At 51.3% G+C, this 26,477-nt stretch carries 24 protein-coding genes; 9 read left to right on the top strand and 15 right to left on the bottom strand.

The genetic code is table 11. The features are described 5' to 3' along the window. Nucleotides 1-17: 17 nt before the first annotated feature. Nucleotides 18-1,418 carry a sucrose-6-phosphate hydrolase gene (locus tag NMD08_RS24670; RefSeq protein WP_151218436.1) on the bottom strand — a complete coding sequence of 467 codons (1,401 nt, stop codon included), beginning with the start codon at nt 1,416-1,418 and terminating at the stop codon, nt 18-20. A gap of 209 nt (nt 1,419-1,627) precedes the next feature. After that, complete coding sequence (locus tag NMD08_RS24665) at nt 1,628-2,542, bottom strand: aminoimidazole riboside kinase (protein WP_151218480.1); 915 nt, start codon at nt 2,540-2,542, stop codon at nt 1,628-1,630. Between the two features lie 218 nt (nt 2,543-2,760). Between NMD08_RS24665 and NMD08_RS24660 the strand changes: the two genes are divergently transcribed. The 5 genes from NMD08_RS24660 to NMD08_RS24640 all read left to right on the top strand — a co-directional run bounded on the left by NMD08_RS24660 (nt 2,761) and on the right by NMD08_RS24640 (nt 10,094). After that, on the top strand, nt 2,761-3,759 hold the full coding sequence (locus NMD08_RS24660; RefSeq protein ID WP_151218437.1) for a LacI family DNA-binding transcriptional regulator: 999 nt from the start codon (nt 2,761-2,763) through the stop codon (nt 3,757-3,759). Nucleotides 3,760-3,807: 48 nt separating this feature from the next. Next, nucleotides 3,808-5,499, top strand: coding sequence for an alpha-glucosidase (locus tag NMD08_RS24655; RefSeq protein ID WP_261990578.1), 1,692 nt, complete (start codon nt 3,808-3,810; stop codon nt 5,497-5,499). Continuing rightward, complete coding sequence (locus NMD08_RS24650) at nt 5,486-6,898, top strand: PTS transporter subunit EIIC (protein WP_286543533.1); 1,413 nt, start codon at nt 5,486-5,488, stop codon at nt 6,896-6,898. Before NMD08_RS24655 ends, NMD08_RS24650 begins: the two co-directional genes overlap by 14 nt. A gap of 161 nt (nt 6,899-7,059) precedes the next feature. Continuing rightward, the gene (locus NMD08_RS24645; protein ID WP_151218438.1) at nt 7,060-8,643 is read left to right on the top strand and encodes a carbohydrate porin; all 1,584 of its coding nucleotides are present in this window, start codon (nt 7,060-7,062) and stop codon (nt 8,641-8,643) included. A 146-nt stretch (nt 8,644-8,789) separates the two neighbouring features. After that, complete coding sequence (locus NMD08_RS24640; protein WP_151218439.1) at nt 8,790-10,094, top strand: SLC13 family permease; 1,305 nt, start codon at nt 8,790-8,792, stop codon at nt 10,092-10,094. A gap of 86 nt (nt 10,095-10,180) precedes the next feature. Here NMD08_RS24640 and tpiA read toward each other — a convergent pair whose 3' ends face one another. Together tpiA and NMD08_RS24630 are read right to left on the bottom strand one after the other, a co-directional pair. Further along, complete coding sequence (gene tpiA, locus NMD08_RS24635; RefSeq protein ID WP_003028783.1) at nt 10,181-10,948, bottom strand: triose-phosphate isomerase; 768 nt, start codon at nt 10,946-10,948, stop codon at nt 10,181-10,183. 111 nt (nt 10,949-11,059) lie between these two features. After that, nucleotides 11,060-11,656, bottom strand: a complete 597-nt coding sequence (locus NMD08_RS24630; RefSeq protein WP_151218440.1) for a DUF1454 family protein — start codon at nt 11,654-11,656, stop codon at nt 11,060-11,062. 100 nt (nt 11,657-11,756) lie between these two features. Here NMD08_RS24630 and NMD08_RS24625 point away from each other — a divergent pair, with 100 nt between their 5' ends. Further along, complete coding sequence (locus tag NMD08_RS24625; protein WP_151224162.1) at nt 11,757-12,185, top strand: DUF805 domain-containing protein; 429 nt, start codon at nt 11,757-11,759, stop codon at nt 12,183-12,185. Nucleotides 12,186-12,218: 33 nt separating this feature from the next. On the opposite strand, the gene fpr is transcribed toward NMD08_RS24625, so the two are convergent. The 4 genes from fpr to NMD08_RS24605 form a co-directional block, all read right to left on the bottom strand. Next, on the bottom strand, nt 12,219-12,965 hold the full coding sequence (fpr, locus tag NMD08_RS24620) for a ferredoxin--NADP(+) reductase (protein ID WP_370619238.1): 747 nt from the start codon (nt 12,963-12,965) through the stop codon (nt 12,219-12,221). A gap of 95 nt (nt 12,966-13,060) precedes the next feature. Further along, nucleotides 13,061-14,071 (bottom strand): class II fructose-bisphosphatase, encoded by a 1,011-nt coding sequence (gene glpX, locus NMD08_RS24615; RefSeq protein ID WP_151218443.1) that lies wholly within the window; start codon nt 14,069-14,071, stop codon nt 13,061-13,063. A gap of 135 nt (nt 14,072-14,206) precedes the next feature. Next, complete coding sequence (gene glpK, locus NMD08_RS24610; protein WP_151218444.1) at nt 14,207-15,715, bottom strand: glycerol kinase GlpK; 1,509 nt, start codon at nt 15,713-15,715, stop codon at nt 14,207-14,209. Between the two features lie 21 nt (nt 15,716-15,736). Beyond that, nucleotides 15,737-16,582, bottom strand: a complete 846-nt coding sequence (locus NMD08_RS24605) for an MIP/aquaporin family protein (RefSeq protein ID WP_151218445.1) — start codon at nt 16,580-16,582, stop codon at nt 15,737-15,739. A 425-nt stretch (nt 16,583-17,007) separates the two neighbouring features. Here NMD08_RS24605 and zapB point away from each other — a divergent pair, with 425 nt between their 5' ends. The 3 genes from zapB to NMD08_RS24590 all read left to right on the top strand — a co-directional run bounded on the left by zapB (nt 17,008) and on the right by NMD08_RS24590 (nt 18,400). Further along, a complete protein-coding gene (zapB, locus tag NMD08_RS24600; protein WP_088732415.1) occupies nt 17,008-17,253 on the top strand; it encodes a septal ring assembly protein ZapB in 246 nt (81 codons plus the stop codon). Nucleotides 17,254-17,345: 92 nt separating this feature from the next. Next, the gene (locus NMD08_RS24595) at nt 17,346-18,014 is read left to right on the top strand and encodes a hypothetical protein (RefSeq protein WP_370619236.1); all 669 of its coding nucleotides are present in this window, start codon (nt 17,346-17,348) and stop codon (nt 18,012-18,014) included. Beyond that, nucleotides 18,011-18,400, top strand: coding sequence for a hypothetical protein (locus NMD08_RS24590; RefSeq protein WP_151218447.1), 390 nt, complete (start codon nt 18,011-18,013; stop codon nt 18,398-18,400). The genes NMD08_RS24595 and NMD08_RS24590 overlap by 4 nt, the downstream gene beginning before the upstream one ends. 37 nt (nt 18,401-18,437) lie before the next feature. On the opposite strand, the gene rraA is transcribed toward NMD08_RS24590, so the two are convergent. From rraA to priA, 7 genes are all read right to left on the bottom strand, one after another. After that, a complete protein-coding gene (rraA, locus tag NMD08_RS24585; protein WP_003028798.1) occupies nt 18,438-18,923 on the bottom strand; it encodes a ribonuclease E activity regulator RraA in 486 nt (161 codons plus the stop codon). A gap of 92 nt (nt 18,924-19,015) precedes the next feature. Beyond that, the gene (menA, locus tag NMD08_RS24580; RefSeq protein WP_151218448.1) at nt 19,016-19,945 is read right to left on the bottom strand and encodes a 1,4-dihydroxy-2-naphthoate polyprenyltransferase; all 930 of its coding nucleotides are present in this window, start codon (nt 19,943-19,945) and stop codon (nt 19,016-19,018) included. Nucleotides 19,946-20,012: 67 nt separating this feature from the next. After that, complete coding sequence (gene hslU, locus NMD08_RS24575) at nt 20,013-21,344, bottom strand: HslU--HslV peptidase ATPase subunit (RefSeq protein WP_003028803.1); 1,332 nt, start codon at nt 21,342-21,344, stop codon at nt 20,013-20,015. 9 nt (nt 21,345-21,353) lie between these two features. Then, complete coding sequence (hslV, locus tag NMD08_RS24570) at nt 21,354-21,884, bottom strand: ATP-dependent protease subunit HslV (protein ID WP_003028805.1); 531 nt, start codon at nt 21,882-21,884, stop codon at nt 21,354-21,356. Between the two features lie 91 nt (nt 21,885-21,975). Beyond that, nucleotides 21,976-22,959, bottom strand: a complete 984-nt coding sequence (ftsN, locus tag NMD08_RS24565) for a cell division protein FtsN (RefSeq protein WP_187254030.1) — start codon at nt 22,957-22,959, stop codon at nt 21,976-21,978. A gap of 93 nt (nt 22,960-23,052) precedes the next feature. After that, entirely contained in the window at nt 23,053-24,078 is a 1,026-nt protein-coding gene (gene cytR / locus NMD08_RS24560) for a DNA-binding transcriptional regulator CytR (RefSeq protein WP_151218449.1), read from the bottom strand. Between the two features lie 156 nt (nt 24,079-24,234). After that, nucleotides 24,235-26,433, bottom strand: a complete 2,199-nt coding sequence (gene priA / locus NMD08_RS24555; RefSeq protein ID WP_151218450.1) for a primosomal protein N' — start codon at nt 26,431-26,433, stop codon at nt 24,235-24,237. Nucleotides 26,434-26,477: the final 44 nt, after the last annotated feature.

Below are 26,477 nucleotides of genomic sequence, written 5' to 3'. Positions count from 1 at the left end.
ATTTAAACTCAAGGTATTTATTCTATCATGTGTGGCAGAAGCGGCCAGTAACGGAATGCAACTGGCGTGCTACCCGTGAAAGTGAGTTCTCCTGGATAATCGGGGAAAAAACGGCTGCTCATTACTCCTTCGCCGTGGTTGATGAAAATCTCTATGCTGGAGCGGTCAATTAAAATGTGCAGATGGCACACCGTCCCGCGCCAGTAACGATGATGGATTTCCGCAGTTTGTAGACTTTGGCGTGAGAGCCGTAAGCCATCACCGTTAACGCGGAGATGCAACGCGCCAGCACAGTCGATGGTCAGTTCGTCGCCGCAGGCGATATCAAAAGCCAACTCCATTGGCACTAAGCGCAATACGCCCCCTTGCCAGCCTTGCATTTCGCCGCGAAGTGCCGCAAGTTCCCGCGCCGGGGTCTGGTATAGCGTGCCATTACGCCAGGTGAGTTCACGCAGGCAGGTCATTTGGTGAATCCATCCCTGCGCGCAGGTTGGCTGCGACAGCTCCTCGCCGTCCGGAACGCCCATCCATCCTATCAGCAGACGACGGCCATCGCTCGATAGCAAGGTTTGCGGAGCATAAAATTCAAAGCCGCTGTCCAGTTCATGGAGTTCACTACACTCAAACGCGGAGCGAGCGTAATCGAGCTGCCCCTGCATCCACACGGCGGGATAGGTGTTGAGGAAGCGGTATTCTTCACGTGGTAATCCCTGTGGGCAGCAGATGAGAATATCCGTCCCGTTGAGGGGAAAAAGATCGGGGCATTCCCACATATAGCCGCCGCTGGAGAGGCCATTAAGGCCGTGGCCCGCTATTTCGCCATGGCTAAGCCACTGCTGTAGGTTTGTGGAGCTGAACAGTAACACTTTCCCCCGCAACTGCAGATCCTGAGCGCCCAGCACCATATACCAGCGATCGTGATGCCACCAGACTTTTGGGTCGCGCACATGGCCAGTGTATCCCGTCGGGAGCGGCAATACCGGACCTTGTTTACTGAACGCTCCATTTTCGCACTGTGTCGCCAGACATTGCCACGCCGTGCGCGCCCCATCGGCAAACTTGACGTTGCCGGTATAGAAAAGACGTAAGATCCCTTCATGATCTATTGCACAACCGGAGTAACAGCCATTACGGTCATACTCCTCATCTGGTATCAGGGCAATTGGTTCATGCCGCCAGTGGATTAGGTCAGCAGAGCTCCAGTGCCCCCAGCATTTAAAGGTATGATCGCAAGCGAAAGGATTCCACTGGTAAAACAGATGGTATCGGCCAGCGAATTCGATAAATCCATTAGGATCGTTCATTAATCCGGTCACCGGCGCATGGTGCCAGTGAGGATAATGGTCATCAGCCAACGCGCGGGGCTGGCCTTGCATTACCGCCTGCAAAATTTCAGGCAGTCGGGAAGGTAATGACATTAGTTCACGTCCATTTTATCGTTTAGTTACAACCTTGCGTTGTATCAGTGATTGATTTCGCTATCGGTACGGCGCCCGCAGAGAATAAAACCTGGCCAGTATTAAACGTGGCCATCTCAGGTGAGGGGGCTGACTTTAATCAACCATGCTAAACCGATTTAATGAGGAATGAGATGAGTATTGACATCATTCTTGCCTCGAAAAATGCACTACGCAAGGTCTGACAGACGAGGTAACGCCGTCATTGCACCTTTGGCGGTGGTCGCCAGCGCACCGCAGGTTTGTGCCAACGTGATGCTTTTTTCCAGAGACTGCGCATTCTGTGGAAGTCCATGTGCCGCCAGACTGAAGAGTAAACCTGCGACAAAAGCATCGCCAGCGCCAGTGGTATCAATGCTGATCGTCGGGCGAGCAGGGAAATGCAAAACCTGCCCACGAAAGGCCACTATGACCCCTTCTTTACCTCGGGTTACCATCAGGAGGTCGTGCTGGTAACGCTCCATCATCCAGCGCACGCCCTCGGACGGGTCATCACTGGCGCTGATAAACACCAACTCTTCTTCCGACAGTTTAACTACATTTGCCATGGTCAACGCGCGTTGAATGTTGTCACGCAGCAGTTGCTCATCACGCCACAGATCGGCCCTGATATTTGGGTCGAAGCTAATGTAGCCTCCCGCATATTTTATCTTTTCCATTGCGGCAAAAGCTGTGCTGCGACTCGGTTCTGCGCTGAGTGCAATTGAGCAAATATGCAACCATTGCCCGGAAGTGAATAGTGGCAAATCGCGTTGCTGTAAGAATAAATCAGCACTGGGGCGAACCATGAACGTGAAAGTTCGTTCGCCGTCTTCATTGAGTGCGACCACGACGGTGGATGTCCGATGCTCACCATCAACAGACATGTACCCGACGTCGACGTTTTCTTGTTTCAGCGTCTGGAGCATAAAATGACCAAAAGGATCATCGCCAACGCGACCGATAAATCCGCTGTCCCCGCCCAGACGGGCCACGCCAACTGCCACATTCGCTGGCGCGCCGCCGGGACACTGTCGCAGGCACCCTTCACCATCCGGCAATAAATCAACGACAGCATCCCCAAGGACCCAAACTTTTCTGCTCACCATAATTCCTCTTTTAGCTAAACAGTGCTAAACCGGTTTAGCTAAGTTAAACACAGTTCAGGATCAAGCGGAATAGGAGGCAGGCAAATTTTCCCCCGCGACGAGGAAGAGATTATTTTACTTTGTGATAGCAATCATATTTTCAAAACATTGTAGTATTTTCTCTGTCCTTCCCCCCTTATTCTGATGAGCACATGATATCGATTTCATAATGCGCCATGGCCACGATTAAAGATGTTGCTGAAAAAGCAGGTTTATCAATAACCACCGTCTCCCGGTTTCTTAATAACCATCCCTATATTTCTGAAGATAAAAGGGAAAAAATTCTGGCAGCGATGAAAGCGCTGGATTATGAACCCAGCACCGCGGCGCAGCAGATGCGTGGCGTGAAAAGCCAGCGTATTGGCGTACTGATTTCGCGGATCACTAACCCTTTCTTTGCCAGTCTGGTTGATGCGCTGGAAAGTACCGCGCGTAAAAATGGTTACTCGGTGCTGATTGTTCAGAACCACAACAGCCCTGGAGAAGAAAAGAACTGTCTGGATCTGTTAAAGAAAAAAATCATCGATGGGCTGATCCTTTGTGCAATGGAAAGCGAATCGCATGTTATTGAAGAATATGAAAAATATGGCCCGATTTTGTTGTGTAATACCGGTGGTGAAATGACGACTCTGCCGGTGGTTCGGGTAGACGATCGGAACGCAACCTATCATGCGATTCGCTACTTAATGGCAAAAGGTTATCGCCGTATTGCGTACGCCACTGGCGGAAAATTTCAGCAAAAGGGGCATGGTAGCCGAAGAAACAACGGTTTTTTGGCGGCGATGAACGAGATGGGGTTGACCGTCAATGAACGTTGGTTATTTCGTGAACAGCATACTTATCATGATGGTCAGGAGATTGCACTTCAGATCCTGCAAATGATGCCTGAGGAGCGCCCGGACGCCATTTTCACCGGAAGTGATGAAGTTGCCTGCGGAGTGATAGGCACTCTGACCATGAACGGTATGAAAATACCGGAAGATTTGGCGGTTATCGGGTTCGATAATTTACCCGTGGCTGAAATGCTCAATATTCCGTTAACGACCGTCAGTCAGCCCATCGTGGCTCTGGGCAGGATTTCGGCAGAGTATATGCTGGCGTTAATCAATGGGCAGCAATACAAGTATGATCCGGCCGAGTTGAGACCAGAGTTAGTGATTCGACAGTCGGCATAAATTTTTTTTAATTCGATATGGTATCGATTTCATATATCAGGGGATGTTATGCCAAAGATGGAAAAAAACCGCCACGCGTGGTGGAAGGAGGCGGTGATCTACCAGGTCTACCCAAAGAGTTTTTACGATAGTAACAATGACGGTATTGGTGATATCCAGGGAATCATCGCTAAATTGCCTTATCTGCAAGAACTGGGAATCACCATGATTTGGGTTTCGCCGTTTTATCAGTCACCGATGGCGGATAATGGGTATGATATTGCGGATTACTATGCCGTAAATCCGGATTTTGGCGATATGCAGGATGTGGAAAATCTCATTGCGTGCGCCAAAGAACATGGTATTCAGGTCATGATTGATCTGGTTATAAACCATACCAGCGATGAGCATCCCTGGTTTACGCAGGCGCTGGCGCAGCCCCAGTCGAAATATCGCGATTACTATATTTTCAAACCCGCCATCAACGATGCGCCGCCAAATAACTGGCGCTCTATTTTCGGCGGCAGCGCGTGGGAAAAAGTAGCGGGTGAAGCGTGTTACTATCTGCACACCTTTCACCGCAAACAGCCCGATCTTAACTGGGAAAACCCGGCGTTACGGGAAGAGATTTACGCCATGATCACCTGGTGGCTAGAGAAAGGCATTGCGGGTTTTCGGGTTGACGCCATCACCTTCATTAAGAAAGACCAGGATTATGGTTCTTTGCCTGCCGATGGGATTGACGGCCTGGTATCGATAAAATGGAAATCACGCAACCGCCCCGGGATTGAGGTTTTTCTTAACGAGCTAAAAGAACGCACTTTTCAGCGTTTTGGCTGCGTTACCGTTGGGGAAGCGCCGGGCGTACCGCTAGCGGATTACGGTCAGTTTATCGGGCCGCAGGGCTATTTCGACATGATCTTCGATTTTCATGCTGCCGATATCGATGTGGAAAATGGTTCTGAATGGTTCCGTCGACGTGACTGGACCGTGAAAGAGTTTAAACAGGCGCTCTTTGCCAGCCAGCAAGCGTTTATCGCATCCGGCTGGGGAACGACATTTATCGAAAACCACGACCAGCCCCGCGCACTTTCAAAATTGATCCGCGATCCGGTATTTCAAAATGAAACAGGTGCGAAAGCCCTGGCGGCCATGTATTTCTTCATGCACGGAACGCCTTTTATTTATCAGGGCCAGGAGCTGGGAATGAAAAATTTCAATCGGACTCGCATTGAGCAGTTCGACGATATTTCCAGTATTGATAACTATCATCGCGCACTCACGGAGGGTTTTACTTCTGCCCAGGCACTGGAGTTTATTAATCAACGTTCCCGGGATAACTCACGAACGCCGTTCCCGTGGGCTAAAACGATTAATGGAGGCTTCAATTCGGGAGCACAGCCGTGGCTGGAATTCACCCACCGTGATTTTGAGATTAACGCTGAAGAGCAGCGACATCGTTCAGATTCTGTGTTCCATTTTTATCAACGTCTGATTCAGCTACGTAATCATGAATATCCAGAAGTGTTGATTTATGGCAATTTTAGCCCGTTAGAAACCCACAGTGATGACATCGTCGCGTATGCACGGCATACCGATAATCAGCGTCTTATTTCCATAACCAATATGAGTAATACTCCATTATCTTATGTGATTCCGGTTGGGGAAGTTCTGCTTAATAACTATGACAGCATTGATTCTAACCTGAAACCCTACCAGACAATTATCATTAAAGAGTGTGTAACAAATGAGCAAGTTTAAAAAAATTGCCGTTGAGATTGTCGATACAATTGGCATTGATAATATTATTTCGGCCACCCATTGCGCCACCCGATTACGCTTGCAAGTAAAAGACCGTGAGCGTATTAATGACGAAAAAATCCGCAGTATTAGTGATGTAAAGGGCGTATTTTTTAATTCTGGGCAATACCAGATTATCCTTGGTACTGGAATCATTAATAAAGTCTATAGTGAGTTTGCCGCCGCTTTTAATGTTACTGAGGTCAGCAAAGAGGAGATGATCCAGCAGAGCGGAAATCGCTTACAACGTGGTATACGCAATTTATCGGACGTGTTTGTGCCCATTGTCCCCATTCTCGGGGCAACCGGCCTGTTCCTTGGTCTGAAAGGGGTACTATTCAACGATACCGTACTGGCCTGGTTTGGGAGTAATGCTGACAATATTCCTCTTTACCTGAAAACCCTGACCACGGTGCTGTGCGATACGGCATTTGCCTTTTTGGCAGCGTTTATCTGCTGGTCGGCATTTAAAAAATTTGGCGGGACGCCGATCGTTGGATTTTTGATTGGCCTGATGCTGGTTTCACCGGCATTGCCTAACGCTTATGACGTCGCCTACGGTAATGCGAACCCAATTTATGTCTTTGGCTTTATTCCACTGGTGGGCTATCAGGGCTCAATTTTAACGGCGCTCATCACTGGCATTATCGGTGCGAAACTGGAGATTGTATTGCGGAAGGTTATGCCAGATTCGATGGACCTTATCTTTACGCCGTTTGTGGTCATTTTGCTGTCGGTGTCCATTGCTTTACTTGTATTAGGGCCATTAGTTCATGGTTTTGAACATTACGCGATCTTAGCTATACAGCAATTCCTTTCTTTACCTGCAGGAATTGGTGGATTGCTAATTGGATTCCTCTACCCGATAGCCGTCATGACCGGGATGCATCATATGTTCATTATGATTGAAACCTCCCTGATAGCGGGCACAGGGTTTAACCCTTTAATCACCGTCTGCGCGATGTATGGCTTCGCCAATGCTGCCGTGTGTCTTGCTATTTCATTGAAATCACGCAGTCCATCATTTAAAACGGCTGGTATTTCCGCAACCGCGACGCAACTTCTTGGTGTCTCAGAACCTGCGCTATTTGGTATTGTGATGCGAACAGGAATTCGTGCTATCGCTATAATGCTTATCTGCTCCGCGCTTGGCGGAATGGTATTATCATTATTGTCTATAAAAGCCAATTCTTATGGGCTGGCAGTATTGTTATCACCATTAATGTATATTTACGATCATTATCAGGTTGTGAGTTATATCTGTGTAGGCGTTGCCGTATTTATCCTCGCCTTTATCATGACCACGCTGCTCGTAAAAATTAATGATGCGCCTGGAGATAAAACAGAAAATCCTAAATAAGGAATAGAAACATCATATTTCAGGTTGTACGTGTGTTCACTACGCCTCGAATGATGTAGAGCTATTATTGATATAAATTATTGTTAATAAATTATGTTATGCGCAACGGTGCGTAAGGCCTGCTTTTGCCCGAATATCCGTTGCCCATCTTTGGGATTATTATGAAACTCAATAACGTTGCTTTTATGGGGCTGTTATTGCCTTTAACAGCGCAAAGTGCGGACATAACCCTCAGCGATATTAACGCCCGGTTAGAAGTGCTGGAGCGGGAGTTGCAGCAGTCGCGAGCGCAGTTGGTTCAGGCGGAACGAAAAATCGACAGTGCAGAAAAACGTGCAGCAGCGGCAGAACGAAATACGGCGCAGGTACAGGAAAAATTGCGGGCGATACAACAATCACAATCGTCATCGCAACCGAATATTGCGTTGACTATGGCACCGTCCTTCGGCAAAGAGACCCCGGCGGGAGAGCGGACGGAGATTAAGTTCGGCGGTTATGCGCGTACGGGGATCCTGACGGGTAAAACCGGTTCCTCTACGACCGTCGGGCCTTCCATGACGCCAGCGGGCAGCACCGGGGGCAGCGTAGGACGTTTAGGGAATGAAGCGGACACGTATGTGACTGCTGATATGAACTTTTTGCACCAATATGCCAATAATTCGAAATTACGTTATTACATGAAAATAGCGGAATGGGACAAAACATATAATACCGATAGTGCCTTCAATGGTGAAATGAACTTACGGCAGGCATTTGCGGAAATGAGCGATATGCCCTCCTTTAGTGGCGCTTTTCAAAATGCAACGCTGTGGGCTGGTAAGCGTGAGGATCGTGATAACTTTGATATCCACTGGCTCGATTCTGACATGATGAGTCTGGTGGGGACCGGGGCGGGTATTTATGATGTGAGTTTTGTTGATGGCGTAAAAACAAACTTTTCGGTTTATGGCCGCAACTTCAATGATATTGAGGATATGGGGAATGTTGAATACAACAATATGACCGGTGCGGCGAACACCTTCGTGCAGAATTACACCTTTTCTCTGAATAATCGTCTGGGCCCATGGCAATGGATGGTTAATGGTCTGTATTCAAAGGATAATGACAAACGAATCAACGACGGGTTAGCGACGAACAAAGCGGCATCACAGGGTATCAATACGATGCTGGCGTACCATGGCGACAGCTTTTACGGCATAGGCGAGGGAATGTCGAAAACGATCCTGCAATATGGTAAAGCGCTGGGGGCCGAGGTGCGGGCTCCGGGGTCAGATGGATACCTGATTGATGACGCCTGGACGATTAAATTTGCCTCTTATGGTATCACCCCGTTAACGGATAAATTCAGTTGGGCTCCGGTATTTATGGCGCAAACGAGCAATAATCGCTATATCACCGACGATCGCTATAACTGGATAACGCTGAACTCGCGTTTTATTCAGGAGATTAATCAAAACTTTGCGCTGCAATATGAAACCAGTTATCAGTATATGGATATCGATCCACAAGGTTTTAACAATAACAAAGCAACCAGCGGTAGCTACGTCAAACTGACCTTCGCGCCAACATTCAAAATGCAAAATGTCACCGATTTCTTTGAACGGCCTGAGATACGCTTTTTTGTGACGTATATGAACTGGAATAAATCGCTGGATGATTATTCAAGTACGGATACGCCTGGGAGTACGGGTTATCACAGCGGTGGTTCGTTGTTGTTTGGCGCCCAGTTAGAAACATGGTTCTGATAATCAAAAAACTAAGGGACGTTCATTCCGATTTAAGTTATCCGATCTATTATGGAATAAATGGTTTCAGTCGACCCACCTAATCTGGCGTTTACTCCGCATGCCTGTCCCCGTATTCTTGTTGAAAAAAACAACAGGAGACAGGCATGTCGATCTGGCTTACACACCCTCTGTTTATCCCCTCTCTGGTGGTTGGTATCACCATCCTGCTCTGGGCTACGTCGCTGCTGCCGGAATTTATCACCGCGCTGTTGTTCTTTGCCGTGGCAATGGTGGCCAAAATCGCGCCAGCGGATGTGATTTTTGGCGGCTTTGCATCGTCGGCGTTCTGGCTGGTCTTTAGTGGCTTTGTGCTGGGGATCGCGATTCGCAAAACGGGGCTGGCGGACAGGGCGGCGAGGGCGCTGTCATCGCGGTTGACCGATTCCTGGCCGTTGATGGTGGCGAGTGTGGTGCTGCTCAGTTACGCGCTGGCGTTTGTGATGCCGTCCAACATGGGGCGTATTGCATTACTGATGCCGATTGTCGCGGCGATGGCGAAACGAGCCGGAATTAATGATGGTACGCGCGCCTGGTATGGTCTGGCGCTGGCCGTCGGGTTTGGGACATTCCAGCTTTCCGCGACGATTTTACCCGCCAACGTCCCGAATCTGGTGATGAGCGGCGCGGCGGAAGGCTCTTACGGTATCCATCTCAATTATCTTCCCTATTTGCTGTTGCATACACCGGTGCTGGGCTGGCTCAAAGGTGCGGTTCTCATCGCGCTTATCTGCTGGCTGTTCCCTGGCAAGCCTCATGCGCCGCGCGATCTCACGCCATCGGAACCGATGAGCGGAGATGAAAAACGTCTGGCCTGGATGTTAGCGGTGGTGTTGCTTCTTTGGGTAAGCGAAAGCTGGCACGGCATTGGCCCCGCGTGGACCGGATTGGCGGCGGCGGTTATCACGCTGCTACCACGGGTTGGTTTTATCAATGGCGAGGAGTTTTCCTCTGGGGTAAATATCCGGACCTGTATTTACGTGGCGGGCATTCTGGGGCTGGCGATTACCGTTACCCAGACCGGCATTGGCAGTGCGGTGGGCGAAGCGTTGCTGCAGGTGATGCCACTGGATGCAGAAAAACCGTTTACCAGCTTTCTCGCGCTGACTGGCATTACCACCGCGCTCAACTTTATTATGACGGCAAACGGCGTTCCGGCGCTGTATACCACGCTGGCGCAAAGTTTTGCTGATGCAACAGGGTTCCCGCTGCTGTCGGTGATTATGATCCAGGTATTGGGTTATTCCACACCGTTGTTGCCGTATCAGGCTTCGCCGATTGTGGTAGCGATGGCGCTTGGGAAAGTGCCTGCGAGGGCGGGAATGCTGCTGTGTATCGCGCTGGCGGCGGCAACGTATCTGCTTCTTCTGCCGTTGGATTACGCCTGGTTTAATGTGTTGGGGAAATTGTAATAAATGCCGGATGGCGACGTTGTCTTATCAGGCCTACATGATTCCGTAGGTCTGATAAGCATAGCGCCATCAGGCATTAACGCGCATTACGCCTGTTTAGCGGCTTCTGCTGCTTTAACGATCACGGCGAAGGCGTCAGCTTTCAGAGAAGCACCGCCAACCAGCGCGCCGTCGATGTCCGGCTGAGCAAACAGTTCAGCAGCGTTTGCTGCGTTTACGGAGCCGCCGTACTGGATGATAACTTGTTCAGCGATTTTCGCGTCAGCTTTAGCAATGTGGTCACGGATGAATTTGTGAACAGCCTGAGCCTGCGCTGGAGTTGCTGATTTACCGGTACCGATAGCCCATACTGGTTCGTAAGCGATAACCACGCCTTCGAATGCTGCCGCGCCCTGAGTTTTCAGAACGGCGTCGATCTGACGTGCACAAACTTCTTCAGTTTTGCCCGCTTCGTTTTCTGCTTCGGTTTCACCGATGCACAGAACCGGAGTCAGACCCTGTTCTTTCAGCACAGCGAATTTTTTAGCGATCAGCTCGTCAGACTCTTTGTGGTAAGTACGACGCTCAGAGTGACCGATAATGATGTACTGCGCGCCGATATCTTTCAGCATTTCAGCAGAAGTTTCACCGGTGAATGCGCCAGACAGGTTTAGGTCAACGTTCTGCGCGCCCAGAATGATGTGGCTACCGGCAGCGGCGTGTTTTGCCAGGTCGATATACATTTCCGGCGGAGCGATCGCTACTGCACAGCCAGCAACGCCAGCCAGTTCTTTACGCAGATTAGCAACCAGTTCGTTTACCATATGGCGGCTGCCGTTCAGTTTCCAGTTACCCATCACTAAAGGATGTCGCATTTCATTTCTCCACGCTTGTCAGCGAATTAAGGAATATGGCCGCCCGTGAGGGCAGCATGGTCTGTGAAACAGTATAGAGATTCATCCCCTGAAAGGCTTTGCTTTTTGTCATCAATTCGCCTTCTCAAGACTTTCTGATAGTACCAGCTTAATCGGTTCAACAGCGAAGGTCAGTCCTTTTTCACCGTTGTCTGCAACAACATAGCGAATTGCGCCTTCTGTTTCTGCGTAATAGCGCTTGCCTTTGCCGGCAGCGAGCAGTTTTTGTAGCTTTTTCTGGCTCTGTTCTTTCGTCTGCAGCGGCGCGACGGTGCGAATAACGGCGATCATGTATTCCAGCGCTTTCGCTTTGGCCGCTTTTTGTTCTGGCCCCTGAATGGGCAACCAGGTTATCTGCATACTTTTGATTTTTAAGGTGCCGCGCTCAAGTGCGGAGGACGCATACAGGTTTTCATTAATTTTACTGGCTGCGCGGGTGAGATTTGCTCGATCGCGACTGCTGTCGATGGCGCGGAACTCATTCAGGATAAGCTTCGGATTCTGCGTATTAAAGTTTTCGCGAAACTGGCTGATCGACAGGTCAAAGGTTGGCGCACCCGCCAGTAAATAGGGGGCCGTGGTTGCTGTCGATGGCTCTTCCGCCCGTGCCGCAGCACTGGCTGTTAAGGCTGAAAACAATAATAAAAACAGTATAAATCCTTGCTTCATCAATAGTACCTTTCATTCTCACTGCTCACGATTAAAACGGTAACCGTCGGGCTTGTCAAAAGGGTAAACTGTTCTGGAAGGTAATAATAAAGGAACTTACATGACCATACAGCAGTGGTTATTCTCATTTAAAGGGCGCATCGGGCGCCGTGATTTCTGGATTTGGATAGGCCTGTGGATCGTTGGAATGCTGGTTTTGTTTTCGCTGGCGAGTAAACAATTACTCGATATTCAGACGGCGGCATTTTGTCTGGTATGTCTGCTGTGGCCAACGGCTGCGGTGACGGTAAAACGCCTGCACGATAGGGGGCGTTCAGGAGCATGGGCGCTGTTGATGATTCTGGCGTGGATGCTGCTGGCCGGGAACTGGGCGATGTTACCAGGCGTCTGGCAATGGGCGGTTGGTCGCTTTGTGCCGACGTTGATTCTGGTCGGTATGCTAATCGATCTGGGCGCGTTCATTGGCACCCAGGATGAAAATAAATATGGGAAGGATACGCAGGACGTGAAGTACAGAGCTGACTCGTAGGCCGGATAAGCGTTAACGCCATCCGGCAAGCCCTCACCAGTAGTGCTCAGCGGTCATATGGCCCGGTCGACGACGCAGGTGTTTGGTCATTTGCCGGGTTTCTTTCAGCAGTTGCTGTGTATCGCGTACCATTTGCGGGTTTCCGCACAGCATCACGTGGCTGGTTTCTTTATCCATTGACAGCCCTACCGCTTTTTCCAGTTCACCGCTTTCAATCAGCGCCGGTACGCGCCCGGTCAGCGAGTCTGCAGCTGTCTCCCGGCTGACAACCGTCTGGATGCGTAATTTACCTTCGTAGCGCTTTTCAAGCGCCTGCATCAACGGCAGGTAACTCAAATCGGCGGCATAACGTGCGGCATGCACCAGCACCAGATTTTTAAAGCGATCCAGGTCTTTGCCTAACTGCAGAATCGACAAATACGGACCGATAGCGGTGCCGGTTGCCAGCATCCATAGCGTTTCGCAATCAGGGACTTCATCCAGTACGAAGAATCCAGTTGCCTCACTCACCACCTGGACTTCATCACCTGGCTTTAGCGCTGCCAGTTGAGGGCTGAGTTTGCCGTCGGGAACCGTCACCAGATAAAATTCTAAGTCAGGGTTGTCAGGCGCATTAACATATGAATAGGCGCGCTGGACGCGCTCGCCGTCAATCTCAAGGCCAAGTTTGGTGAACTGACCTGCGGTAAAAGGAAGAACCGGAGCTCGCACGGTCAAACTAAACAGGGCATCGGTCCAGTTCTGCACCTTTGTGACTTTGCCTGTTACCCAATCTGCCATGGTTTTCTCCTGTCTGCTTTGATTGCCTTATCTTCGTTCGTTGGGCGAAAGATTTCCAGCCCGGATGGGCTGGAAGGCTCTATTGATCAAATCAATTACAGAATGTGCGCCTGCACATCAGGATCTTTGCGATCGAGGTAGTGAATCGACTGAATACGGCGGATCGTCCGCGATTTGCCGCGGATCAGTAGCGTTTCGGTGGTTGCGATATTACCTTTACGGCTAATTCCTTCCAGCAGATCGCCTTTGGTGATGCCGGTTGCGGAGAAAATGACGTTGTCGCTGCGCGCCATTTCATCCAGACGTAACGCTTTGCCCGCTTCAATGCCCATGGCAGCACAGCGCGCCAGTTCTTGTTCGCCAATGCGACGGTTCTCTTCGCTGTCGCCTTTGACGTCATGGCGTGCCAGCAGACGGCCCTGCATGTCGCCATCCAGCGCGCGGATAACAGCCGCGGAAACCACCCCTTCCGGCGCCCCGCCAATGCCATACAGCACGTCAACTTCGCTGTCGGGCATGCAGGTCAGGATCGAGGCCGCAACGTCGCCGTCAGGAATGGCGAAGACGCGTACGCCCAGTTTTGTCATCTCGGCAATAACCTCGTCATGGCGTGGTTTTGCCAGGATGGTGACGGTCAGTTCGCCGAGCGGTTTGTTGAGCGCGGTAGCAATGTTACGCAGGTTGGCTTCCAGCGACAGGTTCAGGTCGATGGACCCTTTTGCGCCTGGGCCGACAATCAGCTTTTCCATGTACATATCCGGCGCGTTGAGGAAGCAGCCTTTATCGCCAACCGCCAGTACGGCCAACGCGTTGGCCTGGCCCATGGCCGTCATGCGCGTGCCTTCGATAGGATCGACGGCGATGTCGACCGCATCACCGCGACCGGTTCCGACTTTCTCGCCGATAAACAGCATCGGCGCTTCATCAATCTCACCCTCGCCAATCACGATGGTGCCGTCGATGTTGACCTGGTTGAGCATAATACGCATGGCGTTCACCGCCGCGCCGTCAGCGGTATTTTTATCGCCGCGGCCCAGCCATTTATAGCCAGCCAGCGCGGCCGCTTCGGTCACGCGTGAAAATTCAATGGCAAGTTCTCGTCTCATTGCAAACTCGTAGCTGAAAGGAATGGCGCGAAGTGTAGCACAGGGGAGGGGGCGAGATTATTGATGTGTGTGCGGGGTTGCCCCCGCAAGAAGAGATTGCCGGATTAGGCACAGTCGCCATCCGGCAATGACGTATTACTCGTCGTGGTCTTCCCACGCCATTGCGCGTTTGACCGCTTTTTTCCAGCCGCTGTAACGGAAGTTACGCTCGGTGGTTTCGATGCCTGGACGGAATTCACGCTCGATGACCGCTTTCTCTTGCAACTCATCCAGATTCTGCCAGAAGCCTACTGCCAGACCAGCCAGGTACGCTGCACCCAATGCGGTGACTTCGCGGACTTCCGGGCGCTCAACGCGGGTGCCCAGAATGTCAGACTGGAACTGCATCAGGAAGTTGTTGGCAACTGCACCGCCGTCAACGCGCAGGGCGTGAAGACGAATTCCGGAGTCAGCCTGCATTGCTTCCAGTACGTCGCGGGTCTGGTAAGCGATAGACTCAAGCGTTGCGCGGATGATGTGGTTGGAGTTTACGCCACGGGTCAGGCCGAAGATGGCGCCACGTGCATACGGGTCCCAGTACGGTGCGCCCAGGCCAGTAAATGCCGGAACGACGTACACGCCGTTGGTGTCTTTCACTTTGGTGGCGAAATACTCAGAGTCGAATGCATCGCTGATGAGCTTCATTTCATCGCGCAACCACTGAATGGATGCGCCAGCCATAAATACCGCACCTTCCAGCGCGTAGTTCACTTCCCCGGTCGGTCCGCAGGCGATAGTAGTCAGCAACCCGTTTTCGGACTTAACGGCTTTCTCGCCGGTGTTCATCAGCATGAAGCAGCCGGTACCGTACGTGTTTTTCGCCATCCCTTCCTTCACGCACAGCTGACCAAAGAGAGCCGCCTGCTGGTCACCGGCAATACCGGAGATAGGAATACGAATGCCGCCTTTACCACCAATGTTGGTCTGGCCGTACACTTCAGAAGAACGACGCACTTCTGGCAGCATGGCGCGCGGAATATCCAGCGCATCCAGCATCGTGTCATCCCAGTCCAGGGTATGGATGTTAAACAGCATGGTACGTGAAGCGTTGGTGTAATCCGTGACGTGTACGCGTCCCTGCGTCATTTTCCAGATAAGCCAGGTGTCCACGGTACCAAACAGCAGTTCGCCGCGACGAGCGCGCTCACGTGAGCCTTCAACGTGGTCGAGGATCCACTTCACCTTGGTACCGGAGAAGTACGGGTCAATCACCAGGCCGGTGTTGTTACGGATATACTCTTCCATGCCATCGCGCTTGAGCTTTTCGCAGATATCCGCGGTGCGACGACACTGCCACACAATGGCGTTATAGATTGGTTTACCGGTTTCACGCTCCCAGACGATGGTGGTTTCACGCTGGTTAGTAATACCGATTGCTGCAATTTCATCGGAACTGATATCGGCTTTCGCCAGAACTTCAACCAGCGTAGAGCTTTGGGTTGCCCAAATTTCCATTGGGTCGTGTTCTACCCAACCTGCTTTCGGGTAGATTTGCTCGAATTCGCGCTGTGAAACGGCAACGATATTCGCATCGTGGTCCATTACGACCGCGCGGGAGCTGGTGGTGCCCTGGTCGAGCGCAACGATATATTTTTTTTCAGTCATAATTTTTGTCCCGTAGTCACATTACAGCGAAGCTTTTTGTTGAGTGTTGGCCGCCGCGTCTTTTTCTTCAATCACGCAGACATCGCACGGTAAATGGCGACCAATCAGTTTGCGATATGCCCATGCGCCCAAAATCGCGCCGGTAATTGGGCCAAACACCGGTACCAGGAAGTAAGGGATATCACGACCACCCGTGAAGGCAATCTCACCCCATCCGGCCATCCAGGCGAAGAGTTTCGGTCCGAAGTCACGTGCCGGGTTCATCGCAAAACCTGTCAGCGGACCCATGGAAGCACCAATAACGGCAATCAACAAGCCGATCAGCAGTGGTGCCAGCGGACCACGAGGTACACCGTTACCATCGTCGGTCAGAGCCAGAATCAGCCCCATTAGAATAGCGGTAATGACCATTTCAACCGCGAAGGCCTGCACAAAATTGATATGCGGGTTCGGATAGGTGGAGAAAGTACCTGCCAGACCCAGGCTCTCGGTACTGCCGCGCACGATATGGTTAGTTTGTTCGAAATCGAGGAATAGATTGTAATAAAGCCCGTAAACCAGTGCCGCTGCGCAAAAGGCGCCGGCAATTTGCGAAATAATAAAAGGGATAACTTTGCGTTTATCAAAACAGGCGAACAGCCAGAGTGCGATGGTTACCGCGGGATTCAGGTGTGCACCAGAAACGCCTGCGGTCAGATAGATAGCCATCGCTACCCCCAGGCCCCAGATGACACTGATTTCCCACTGACCAAAAGTAGCCCCGGCCACTTTGAGTGCAGCGACACAGCCCACACCGAAGAAAATCAACAACCCGGTACCGAGGAATTCAGCAATGCACTGGCCTTTTAAGGTTGAGGTTTGACTCATAATCGGATCCTGAAGAGAGATTAATGTTTATGTGCGAGAAGGTCACTGACATCCCCGGAGCCGGTAGGCACACTGTTAATTTATCGTTAACGCTCAAAAACGAGAAATATCGAAATTAAAATGTGTGTACTGCATCAACAAAATGAGCGTTATCGCGCCATCTGGCGGTATTTGTTATACAAAAATAGTGTGAGCTGAATCATTTCAATGATCAATTCGTTAACACTTAAGAGTTATGACAGTAATGTCACCAGGAGAAAGACGAAAAGTGTTGCAAACCGCAATCTGCGCGGGATGCCGCTGGACAGCGATGGCGCGGCTTCATACAATCGGAGCTAAGTAGAGTGCGCTCGTTTTTATTAAGGCGTCGCCGGTTATCGGGACGAGGATTTTTATCCATCAACGCCTTGCAATTCAGGAGAGGTATGACGATGTCATTAGAAGTGTTTGAGAAACTGGAAGCAAAAGTACAGCAGGCGATTGATACCATCACGCTGTTACAGATGGAAATCGAAGAGCTGAAAGAAAAAAACAACTCACTGTCGCAGGAAGTTCAGACTGCACAGCAGCAGCGTGAAGAGCTGGAGCGTGAGAACAACAACCTGAAAGAACAGCAGAATGGCTGGCAGGATCGTCTGCATGCCCTCCTGGGTCGTATGGAAGAAGTCTAATTCTGATTTCTTTAAAAAGGCATCCATAATGGATGCCTTTTTACTATGTAGATATTAGGATATCGTAACTTTTAAATTTCAAAGAATACGATATGACAAAAAGAAACGATATTATTGATAATTCGGATCGATTTATCACCAGTGATATTAAATATGGCCTTATCTATACAGAGAATCTAGGATGGATTGATTTAGGCCATGCTAATCCAGCAGGGGCTGAAAGATTATGGTTTGAAATGATAAGCGCTCGTGGTGGTGATAGCGAATTTTATGAAGTAAATTATCATCAAAGTATGTCCAAAAACATTCATGGCCTAAATATTAATACTGGTATATATCGTAGATTTATGGTGCGACGAGGATTACCGGAACGAACCTTACAAGGTATTGCTTTATCGATATTCTTAGGTACGTCACATCGCTTCGAATCCTTGCAGGATTTTTGGCCTTACGTATATTTAACGGATAGTGGCTATAGTGCTGAAGATTTGGTATCGAACTTATTTGGTTTTTACCAAGCTGTAAATTATGCAGATTACACCTCTCGTCTTCGGATCTGTTCGAAAGAAAAGGCTTATCGTATCTGGGACTTCTATGGTCCTGTTGGTGAGTATAAAAACAAAAGCGTTATTCCGTTACTATTTCCTGACCCAATAGATAAGGATAAGAAACATGAACCCTACTCAGGGGAATTACCTTTATTTATGGATATAATAAAACCTGTTGCGAATCCAAATTATGTTCGGGAACTCCGCATATGAAGTTCAGGAAATCAGGTTTTATTATTGTATTTATGATTTTAATTTCGCTACTTTATTGCTGTTTCATGTTGAGCATCTTTACAGAAAAAATCTATACACAGCAGAATTTATTATTCTATCATCTGCTAACACCGACACCTCTTAAACAGGTTCCAAGGGTATCCAGCGACTGGTTTTTTGTAAGCTATTCAGATGAAGGTAGCCATCTTCAACTCAGTGAAATAATTTTTACCGGAATACAAAAGAGTGACCTTCAGATAGCTGAGGATAAATTAAATGCTTATATCGAAACTTATCCTGCCAGTCGTGAGATGATGAGCGTCGTTGCCGAAGAAAAAAATGAAAAGTATGATATTAAAGTCATTCATTACGAATCAAATGAATGAAAAAAAGGCCATCAAATTTGCTGATGGCCTTTTTTACTTACTCGATATCAAGCGGGTCTTCGGAGAGGATTATCCCGGTGTTGTCAGCGTACAGGTGATCGCCGGAGAAGAACGTTACACCGCCAAAGTTGACGCGTACATCGCTTTCTCCAATACCTTCCCCTGCGGCACCGACCGGAATTGCGGCAATCGCCTGAATGCCGATATCCAGTTCTTCCAGATCGTCTACCTGACGGACTGAGCCGTAGATGACCAGACCTTCCCATTCATTCTGTACGGCCAGTCGAGCCAGTTCGGCATCGACCAGCGCACGACGGACAGAACCGCCGCCATCGACCAGCAGAATGCGACCACGGCCGTTTTGTTCGAGCAGATCGTACAGCAACCCGTTGTCCTCGAAACATTTTACCGTGATGATTTGTCCGCCAAACGACGACCGCCCTCCAAAGTTAGAGAACAGTGGTTCCACGACGTTGACATCTTCCTGATAGATGTCACAAAGCTCGGATGTATCGTATTTCATAGGCTCAACGTTCAGTTGCTGCGAGAATTTTTAGTATATCGCGCTATGTGTACTGTTGGCAAAATCATCAATTGTTAATTGATATTTGTCAGTTAAAGAGACCACTGACTCAAGAAAATTCCAACGACAAACAGCAGGTTAGTTAACAGTGCCGCTTTTACGGTGCGTTCCAGCATCGGGCGCATTGCCTCAGGGTTCATCTCACGCATCACGTATCGCGCCTGTTTAATCAGCAACGGAGCGGCGAGAACAAACAGCCATCCCCACAGGCTTTGCAGTGAGAACAGGTTAAACAGCGCCAGACAGACCAGCGTGCCCATCAGCAGACAGGCGTGGTAGCGGCGGGCATTGACGGCGCCTAAACGCACCACCAGCGTGTTCTTGCCGTTCTCTCTGTCGCTGTTGATATCGCGCAGATTGTTGACGTTGAGCACGGCAGTTGCCAGCAGGCCGCAGGCGGTGGCAGGCAGAATGAGCGCCGGAATCAGCGTATGCGCCTGCAGATACCAGCTTCCCATAACGCTCAGCCAGCCGAAGAACACCAGCACGGAAATATCGCCCAGACCGATATATCCGTAAGGGCGATTGCCCACGGTGTAAGTGATTGCGGCGATGATCGACAGGCCGCCGAGCACCAGGAAGCCGACAAAATCTGCCAGCGTGTGACAAGCCACAGCAACCAGGGCCAGACCGGACAAGCAGATCAGCACCACGGTGACGATCAGCGCCCGCTTCATCTGCTGTTGGGTGATAACCCCTTTTTGCATACCGCGCAGCGGTCCTATGCGGTCGGGCTTGTCGCTGCCTTTGACGGCATCGCCATAGTCGTTCGCGAGATTCGACAGGATTTGCAGCAGTCCCGCGGTAATCAGTGCCAGCAGAGCGACCAGTGGATCAAAGAACCCTTGCCACCATGCTAATGCCGTACCGACGATGATCGCCGCGAAGGCGAGCGGTAAGGTCTTAGGTCGTAAACTTTCCAGCCAGGCTTGTGAGCGGCTAATTTGTTGTTGTTCAGTCATATTTAGCGCCAATAAAAATGGGGCTTTATCAGCCCCATCAACAGTGATGAAAATGCATTGAACGCGATTATAGGATAAAACGGCTCAGATCTTCATCTGCGACCAGCGCATCCAGATGTTTGCTCACATATTCGGCATCAATTGTGATGCTTTGGCCGTTCAAATCGCTCGCATCATAGGAAATATCTTCCATCAGACGCTCAAGAACGGTATGCAGACGACGCGCACCGATGTTTTCGGTGGTTTCGTTGACCTGCCAGGCCGCTTCGGCAATGCGTTTAATGCCCGACTCGGTGAAGTTAATGTCCACACCTTCGGTCGCCATCAGCGCTTTGTACTGCACAGTGATGGAGGCATTCGGTTCGGTAAGGATACGTTCAAAATCGCTGGTGGTCAGCGCCTGAAGCTCCACACGAATCGGCAGACGACCCTGCAGTTCCGGGATCAGATCAGACGGTTTCGCCACCTGGAATGCGCCAGAGGCGATAAACAGAATGTGATCTGTTTTCACCATACCGTGCTTGGTGGAGACCGTGCAGCCTTCAACCAGCGGCAGCAGGTCGCGCTGAACGCCTTCACGGGATACGTCCGGGCCGGAGGATTCGCCGCGCTTACAGATTTTGTCGATTTCGTCGATAAACACGATCCCGTGCTGTTCAACGGCGTCGATAGCTTCCTGTTTTAGCTCTTCCGGATTCACCAGTTTGGCCGCTTCTTCTTCAATTAGCAGCTTCATCGCGTCTTTGATTTTCAGCTTACGCGGTTTTTGTTTCTGTCCGCCCAGATTCTGGAACATAGACTGCAACTGGCTGGTCATCTCTTCCATTCCCGGAGGTGCCATGATTTCAACGCCCATCGGTGCGGCCGCGAGATCGATTTCGATCTCTTTATCATCCAGTTGGCCTTCACGCAGTTTTTTACGGAATGCCTGACGCGCTGCTGAAGGTTCCTGCGGCTGCTCTGACTGTCCCCAGTTATTTTTAGCCGGTGGGATCAGTACGTCGAGAATACGTTCTTCCGCCATCTCTTCAGCACGGAAGCGGTTTTTCTCGATCGCCTGAACGCGAACCATTTTGATGGCTGCATCGGTCAGATCGCGGATGATCGAGTCAACTTCTTTACCTACATAGCCGACTTCGGTGAATTTCGTTGCTTCAACTTTGATGAACGGCGCGTTGGCCAGTTTTGCCAGACGACGGGCGATTTCGGTTTTACCGACGCCGGTCGGGCCAATCATCAGAATGTTTTTCGGCGTGACTTCATGGCGCAACTCTTCGTTGAGCTGCATACGACGCCAGCGGTTACGCAGGGCAATCGCCACGGAACGCTTAGCGTTATCCTGGCCGATGATGTGTTTGTTCAGCTCGCTGACAATTTCGCGTGGGGTCATTTCAGACATGGGGGATCCTTACGCTTTGGAGTTCAATTCTTCGATGGTATGGAAGTGGTTGGTATAAATGCAGATATCCCCTGCAATATCCAACGCTTTCTCAGCGATCTCGCGCGCGCCAAGCTCGGTGTTTTCCAGCAGAGCGCGTGCAGCAGCCTGGGCGTAGGGACCGCCGGAGCCGATGGCAATCAGATCGTTTTCTGGCTGGATGACGTCGCCGTTACCGGTGATGATGAGTGATGCCGTTTCATCTGCGACGGCCAGCAGCGCTTCGAGTTTGCGTAGCATACGGTCGGTACGCCAGTCTTTTGCCAGTTCAACGGCCGCTTTCACCAGGTGACCCTGATGCATTTCCAGCTTGCGTTCAAACAGTTCAAACAGCGTGAATGCATCCGCAGTACCACCCGCAAAGCCCGCGATGACTTTGTCGTTGTACAGACGGCGGACTTTCTTCACGTTGCCTTTCATGACGGTATTGCCCAGTGTGGCCTGGCCATCACCGGCGATTACGACGTGGCCGTTACGGCGAACACTTACTATTGTTGTCACGAGCAGACCCCTTCTTACAAATACGGACGTAGGGGCCCCGTACCACGTACGGGGCAGAATGTAAGTATAGATGGGGGGGATTTTAGGGGTTTCAACCCCCAGTGGCGAGTCGAATGCAGTTTGTGTGACCAGCAACCTTCAGGCGGCTGATGGTGTTGTCGGCATTCTCTTTGCCTTTAACCGGACCAATGACCACGCGATTCCAGCCGTTATTAGTGGTAATACGTGAATTGAAGCCTTCAAAGGCCAGCTGCGCCCGTACGGTTTCTGCTTGCTCTGCGCCTTTAAATGACCCGCACTGCACCATCCAGCGGCGTTCATCTTTTTTCTCCGCTGTCTGTTTTGGCGGTTGCGTTTCATTCGTTATTGGTGCGGCCGCCTGCGTTTTCGGCTGAGCGGCGGTAGTATGCGCAGGCGTTTGCAGCAGGTCCTGGTACGGCTGTTGGGCCGCCGGTTTTGGCTGTGCTTTCGGCTGTTGTTGTACTGGAGCTGCTTGCGCCGTACGCGTTTGCTGCTGCTGGTACGGTTGTTCCGTTACCCGTGGTTGCGTGCGCGGCTGCTGAGCCTGCTGCTGCGTGTTGGCCCATTGCTGTTGCTGCACCTGACGCTGGCGCTGCAACGTTTGCTGACGCTGTTCAGGCGTTTGCTCGTTCCACGGCACTTCGTTGAGCTGCGTTGGCTGTTGACGCATATCAGCCTGCATTTGCGCTAATAGCTGTCGCTGCTCATTGGTTAGCTGATCGGCGTTCAGCACCTCGCCGCCAGCGGACGGTTCGGTAGGCGCACGTACGCCAGGCTGGCGGCTTTCGAGCTCTTTGATGTATCGCCAGCGTTCTTCCGGTTTTGGTGGGATGCCATTGCCGGTGACTTTCTGGTTTTGCAGCGTTTCGGACTCTTCTTTCTTGTGATGCGTAATGAAGTACAGACCACCGATAAAGGTCACGAGTACGGCTGCAGCAATAGCAACCATAGCGGGCGATACCGCAGGCGTATTGCGTTGTTTTTTCCGTGATGTGCTCTTCTTGCGCCGCGAAGGTGCCGGTTGGCCGCGACGTACATAATCTCGTTGTGCCACTATCGTTTCGCTGTATTTATTCGTTCGTCAGCCCGCCATGTTACTTAAGCGGCGGGCCTTTGACCAGACAGGGGAGTCCGAAAGCACTTTACTTTACGTCAGTGCCCGGGTAGTACCCCGAATAATTAGCTCGCAGTCCAGTAAACGTGAGCCACTGCTGACGTTCTGCCCTTGTAATTGATCGAGCAGTAACAGCATAGCTTCACGTCCGATATCAAAACGCGGCTGTGCAACGGTTGTCAGGGGTGGATCACAGAATTCCGTGAGCGAAATGTTATCAAAGCCAATGATGGATAAATCGTCAGGCACCTTCAGGCCCTGACGTTTGGCATATGAGAGCGCGCCTAGTGCCATGACGTCGCTGTGGCAAAAGACCGCGGTAGGCGGCTGCGGAAGTTCAAGAAGCTGCTTCAGTGCATCGGCTCCCGCTGCATAGGTAAAGTCACCACGCGCGATGAAATGCGGATCGACCGTAATTCCGCTACGGCGTAGTGCCTGAACGTAGCCTTGCAGACGGTAATGGCACAACGGCATATCCTCTGGTCCAGCGATACAGCCAATGCGTTTGTGCCCCAGCTCCAGCAGATAGTTCATCGCGTTGAAGGCTGCGGTGAGATTATCAATGTGCACGGTGGGCAATTCCAGCTCTGGCGCGAACTCGTTGGACATGACCATCGGCGGCAAGTTGCGTTGCTCTTCCACGCTGGCATCAAACGGCAGGCGCGAGCTGAGCAGCACCATGCCATCGATCTGCTTGGTGATTATGAGGTTGAGGAAGGTCTTTTCCTGCTGGTTCTGGTGCGCACAATCGCCGATAAGCACCAGATATCCTTGCTCTGCGGCGGTCACTTCTATGCCGCGAATCACTTCGCTAAAAAACGGATCGCAGATATCCGGCACAATCACCAGAATGGTACGTGATTCATTACGCTTAACATTGCGTCCCATCGATTGAGGTAAATATCCCACTTCCAGGGCTGCCTGCTCAACCTTGTTACGGGTTGACTGTGAGACTTTGTCCGGGTTCATTAATGCGCGGGATACGGTTGCCGTTGAGACTTTCGCCTTCAGAGCAACATCTTTCATCGTAGCGGCGGCAACCTGCTTATTCGGTTTCACTCTTTCTCCTCGCCAGAGAGCTGCTGGCACAGACTCGTCCTTGAATAGCCTTCATCTGAAACATTTTTATCAGATAGTTAATGGAAGCGGTTACAGAATTTTCATAAAAAGTGTGATGGATCTTTAATTTTACGATCCGCCTCGCATCGTGAGGGATTATCCCTCGATGGGATCGACATCCAGCACCCATTTAACCTTACGTGCATCGGGTAACGTATTGATCAGCGCCAATGTGCCACTGACGATATGCTGCAGGCGAATTCGCGACGGATGCTGTAACAAAATTTGCCAGCGATACCGACCGCCGCGCTTTGGTGCCAGAGCGGGAACCGGGCCGAGCACCCACAGTTTGTCATCGGCCAGTGGACTGGCCTGAATCAGGTTTCGTAACTGCTGTAAGAACATTGGCGCATGCTGGTTATTATGATCTTCAGCCCGCACGATCACATGGCTGGTCCACGGTGGAAGCTGGAGCGTTTGTCGCTCGGCCAGCGCCTGTTCGGCAAACGCGTCATAACCTTTATACAGCAAGGTTTGCAGCAACGGATGTTCAGGGTGGTGCGTTTGCAGCACCACTTCGCCCTGTTTCCCGGCGCGTCCTGCTCGTCCGGAGACCTGCGTGTAGAGCTGGGCGAAGCGTTCTGCCGACCGGAAATCCGCAGAGAACAGTGCACCGTCAACGTCCAGAAGCGCCACCAGGGTGACGTCCGGGAAGTGGTGGCCTTTAGCCAGCATTTGCGTGCCGATCAGAATTCGCGCGCCGCCGCGATGTACTTCCGCCAGATGCTGCTCCAGCGAGCCTTTACGGCTGGTGGTATCGCGATCGATGCGTGAAATTGGCACACCGGGGAAAAAAGGTGCTAAAGCCTGTTCAAGCTGTTCGGTACCGAGGCCAACCGGAACCATATGCGTCGAACCGCAGGAAGGGCACTGACGCGGTATTGGGCGCTGGCTGTCGCAGTGGTGGCAGCGTAAATGGTGCTGCGCCTGATGCAGGGTGTAGTAGTGATCGCAGCGCGGACATTCGGCAATCCAGCCGCAGTCGTGGCACAGCAGCGCAGGGGCAAAACCCCGGCGGTTCAAAAACAGAATTACCTGGTTATCTGCCTGCAAATGCTGACGCATGCGGGTGATAAGCGCAGGGGCGAGTCCTGCCTGCACCTGCTGACCTTTGAGATCCAGCACGTGCTGAGTGGCTGGACGCGCATTTCCGGCGCGTCGCGTCAGGCGCAGCATGCGATATTTTTTCTGCCGCACGTTGCACAGCGTTTCCAGCGCCGGGGTTGCAGAGCCGAGAATAATCGGAATCTGCTCGCTGTGGGCGCGATAAACTGCGAGGTCGCGCGCATGATAGCGCCAGCCTTCCTGCTGTTTATAAGAGCTGTCGTGCTCTTCGTCGATGACGATCACGCCGAGGTTTTTAAACGGCGTAAACAGCGAGGAGCGCGTACCGATAACTATCGCCGCTTCGCCATTCTTTGCTTTCAGCCAGGCTGAAAGACGTTCGCTGTCGTTCAATCCGGAGTGCAGGACTTCGACCGGCGCATTGAAGCGTTCGCGAAAACGGGCAATAGTTTGCGGCGTCAGACCAATCTCAGGCACCATCACCAGCGCCTGCTTACCCTGGGCAAGGACATTTTCCAGTACGCTTAGATAGACCTCTGTTTTGCCCGACCCCGTCACGCCCGCTAATAGCCAGGCGCTAAAGCTGTCCGAGGCGCTATGAATCGCGCCGACGGCGGTGGCTTGCTCGGTATTCAGTCGAAGACGCTCACCGGAAACGGCGTAGTGCGTACGCCAGTCGCTAAAGCCTGGCGTTTCACTTGCCAGATCGCACAGTCCTTTTTTCCGCAGTGCCTGTAATGCGGCGTCATTAAATTCCAGTTCAGCGACCTGGTCGCGCCATATTTTTCCCTGGCGTAGCGCAGCCAGCGCCTGCTGCTGCTTGGGAGAGCGCTTCAGGCTGTTCAGATCAATGATCTGACCTTCTTCTGTGGCAAACCAGTACCACATGGGCGCGTTAGTCGCCGGGCGTCCCTGGCGCAACAGAATCGGCAGGGCATGAAACAGCACGTCGCCGATAGGATGGTGATAATAGTCTGCCGCCCACAACAGCAGACGCCAGACGGAGGTCGAATAAACCGGTTCGCTGTCCAGCACTTCAAGAATGGTTTTTAATTCGCTCCGCGGCAGTTCGCTGCTTTCGTTGACGGAAAGGACGATACCCACGCGCTCCTGTTGTTTGCCAAAAGGCACGCGTACTCGACACCCGGCTTTGGCGCTCATGCCTTCCGGCAAGAGGTAGTCAAAGGTGCGAGGTAGCGGAACGGGTAAGGCAACGTGCGCAACGGGCATTGAATCATCCTGACTTGAAATCTGGCGGGTTAGTATACACATTA

The sequence above is a fragment of the Citrobacter meridianamericanus genome (assembly GCF_041320245.1).
Lineage (GTDB): Bacteria > Pseudomonadota > Gammaproteobacteria > Enterobacterales > Enterobacteriaceae > Citrobacter > Citrobacter meridianamericanus.
The sequence above is the reverse complement of the archived record's forward strand: the minus strand, read 5'-3'. Positions and strand labels throughout refer to the sequence as shown.

Excerpts from the sequence above, each read along its gene's own strand:
- NMD08_RS24660 (WP_151218437.1), top strand. The coding sequence starts at position 2,761 with ATGGCCACGATTAAAGATGTTGCTGAAAAAGCAGGTTTATCAATAACC.
- NMD08_RS24650 (WP_286543533.1), top strand. The coding sequence starts at position 5,486 with ATGAGCAAGTTTAAAAAAATTGCCGTTGAGATTGTCGATACAATTGGC.
- NMD08_RS24645 (WP_151218438.1), top strand. The coding sequence starts at position 7,060 with ATGAAACTCAATAACGTTGCTTTTATGGGGCTGTTATTGCCTTTAACA.
- NMD08_RS24670 (WP_151218436.1), bottom strand. The coding sequence starts at position 1,418 with ATGTCATTACCTTCCCGACTGCCTGAAATTTTGCAGGCGGTAATGCAA.
- rraA (WP_003028798.1), bottom strand. The coding sequence starts at position 18,923 with ATGAAATACGATACATCCGAGCTTTGTGACATCTATCAGGAAGATGTC.
- tpiA (WP_003028783.1), bottom strand. The coding sequence starts at position 10,948 with ATGCGACATCCTTTAGTGATGGGTAACTGGAAACTGAACGGCAGCCGC.
- menA (WP_151218448.1), bottom strand. The coding sequence starts at position 19,945 with ATGACTGAACAACAACAAATTAGCCGCTCACAAGCCTGGCTGGAAAGT.
- hslU (WP_003028803.1), bottom strand. The coding sequence starts at position 21,344 with ATGTCTGAAATGACCCCACGCGAAATTGTCAGCGAGCTGAACAAACAC.
- glpK (WP_151218444.1), bottom strand. The coding sequence starts at position 15,715 with ATGACTGAAAAAAAATATATCGTTGCGCTCGACCAGGGCACCACCAGC.
- NMD08_RS24605 (WP_151218445.1), bottom strand. The coding sequence starts at position 16,582 with ATGAGTCAAACCTCAACCTTAAAAGGCCAGTGCATTGCTGAATTCCTC.
- NMD08_RS24590 (WP_151218447.1), top strand. The coding sequence starts at position 18,011 with ATGAAGTTCAGGAAATCAGGTTTTATTATTGTATTTATGATTTTAATT.
- fpr (WP_370619238.1), bottom strand. The coding sequence starts at position 12,965 with ATGGCAGATTGGGTAACAGGCAAAGTCACAAAGGTGCAGAACTGGACC.
- NMD08_RS24640 (WP_151218439.1), top strand. The coding sequence starts at position 8,790 with ATGTCGATCTGGCTTACACACCCTCTGTTTATCCCCTCTCTGGTGGTT.
- NMD08_RS24630 (WP_151218440.1), bottom strand. The coding sequence starts at position 11,656 with ATGAAGCAAGGATTTATACTGTTTTTATTATTGTTTTCAGCCTTAACA.
- NMD08_RS24625 (WP_151224162.1), top strand. The coding sequence starts at position 11,757 with ATGACCATACAGCAGTGGTTATTCTCATTTAAAGGGCGCATCGGGCGC.
- NMD08_RS24655 (WP_261990578.1), top strand. The coding sequence starts at position 3,808 with ATGCCAAAGATGGAAAAAAACCGCCACGCGTGGTGGAAGGAGGCGGTG.
- zapB (WP_088732415.1), top strand. The coding sequence starts at position 17,008 with ATGACGATGTCATTAGAAGTGTTTGAGAAACTGGAAGCAAAAGTACAG.
- glpX (WP_151218443.1), bottom strand. The coding sequence starts at position 14,071 with ATGAGACGAGAACTTGCCATTGAATTTTCACGCGTGACCGAAGCGGCC.
- priA (WP_151218450.1), bottom strand. The coding sequence starts at position 26,433 with ATGCCCGTTGCGCACGTTGCCTTACCCGTTCCGCTACCTCGCACCTTT.
- NMD08_RS24595 (WP_370619236.1), top strand. The coding sequence starts at position 17,346 with ATGACAAAAAGAAACGATATTATTGATAATTCGGATCGATTTATCACC.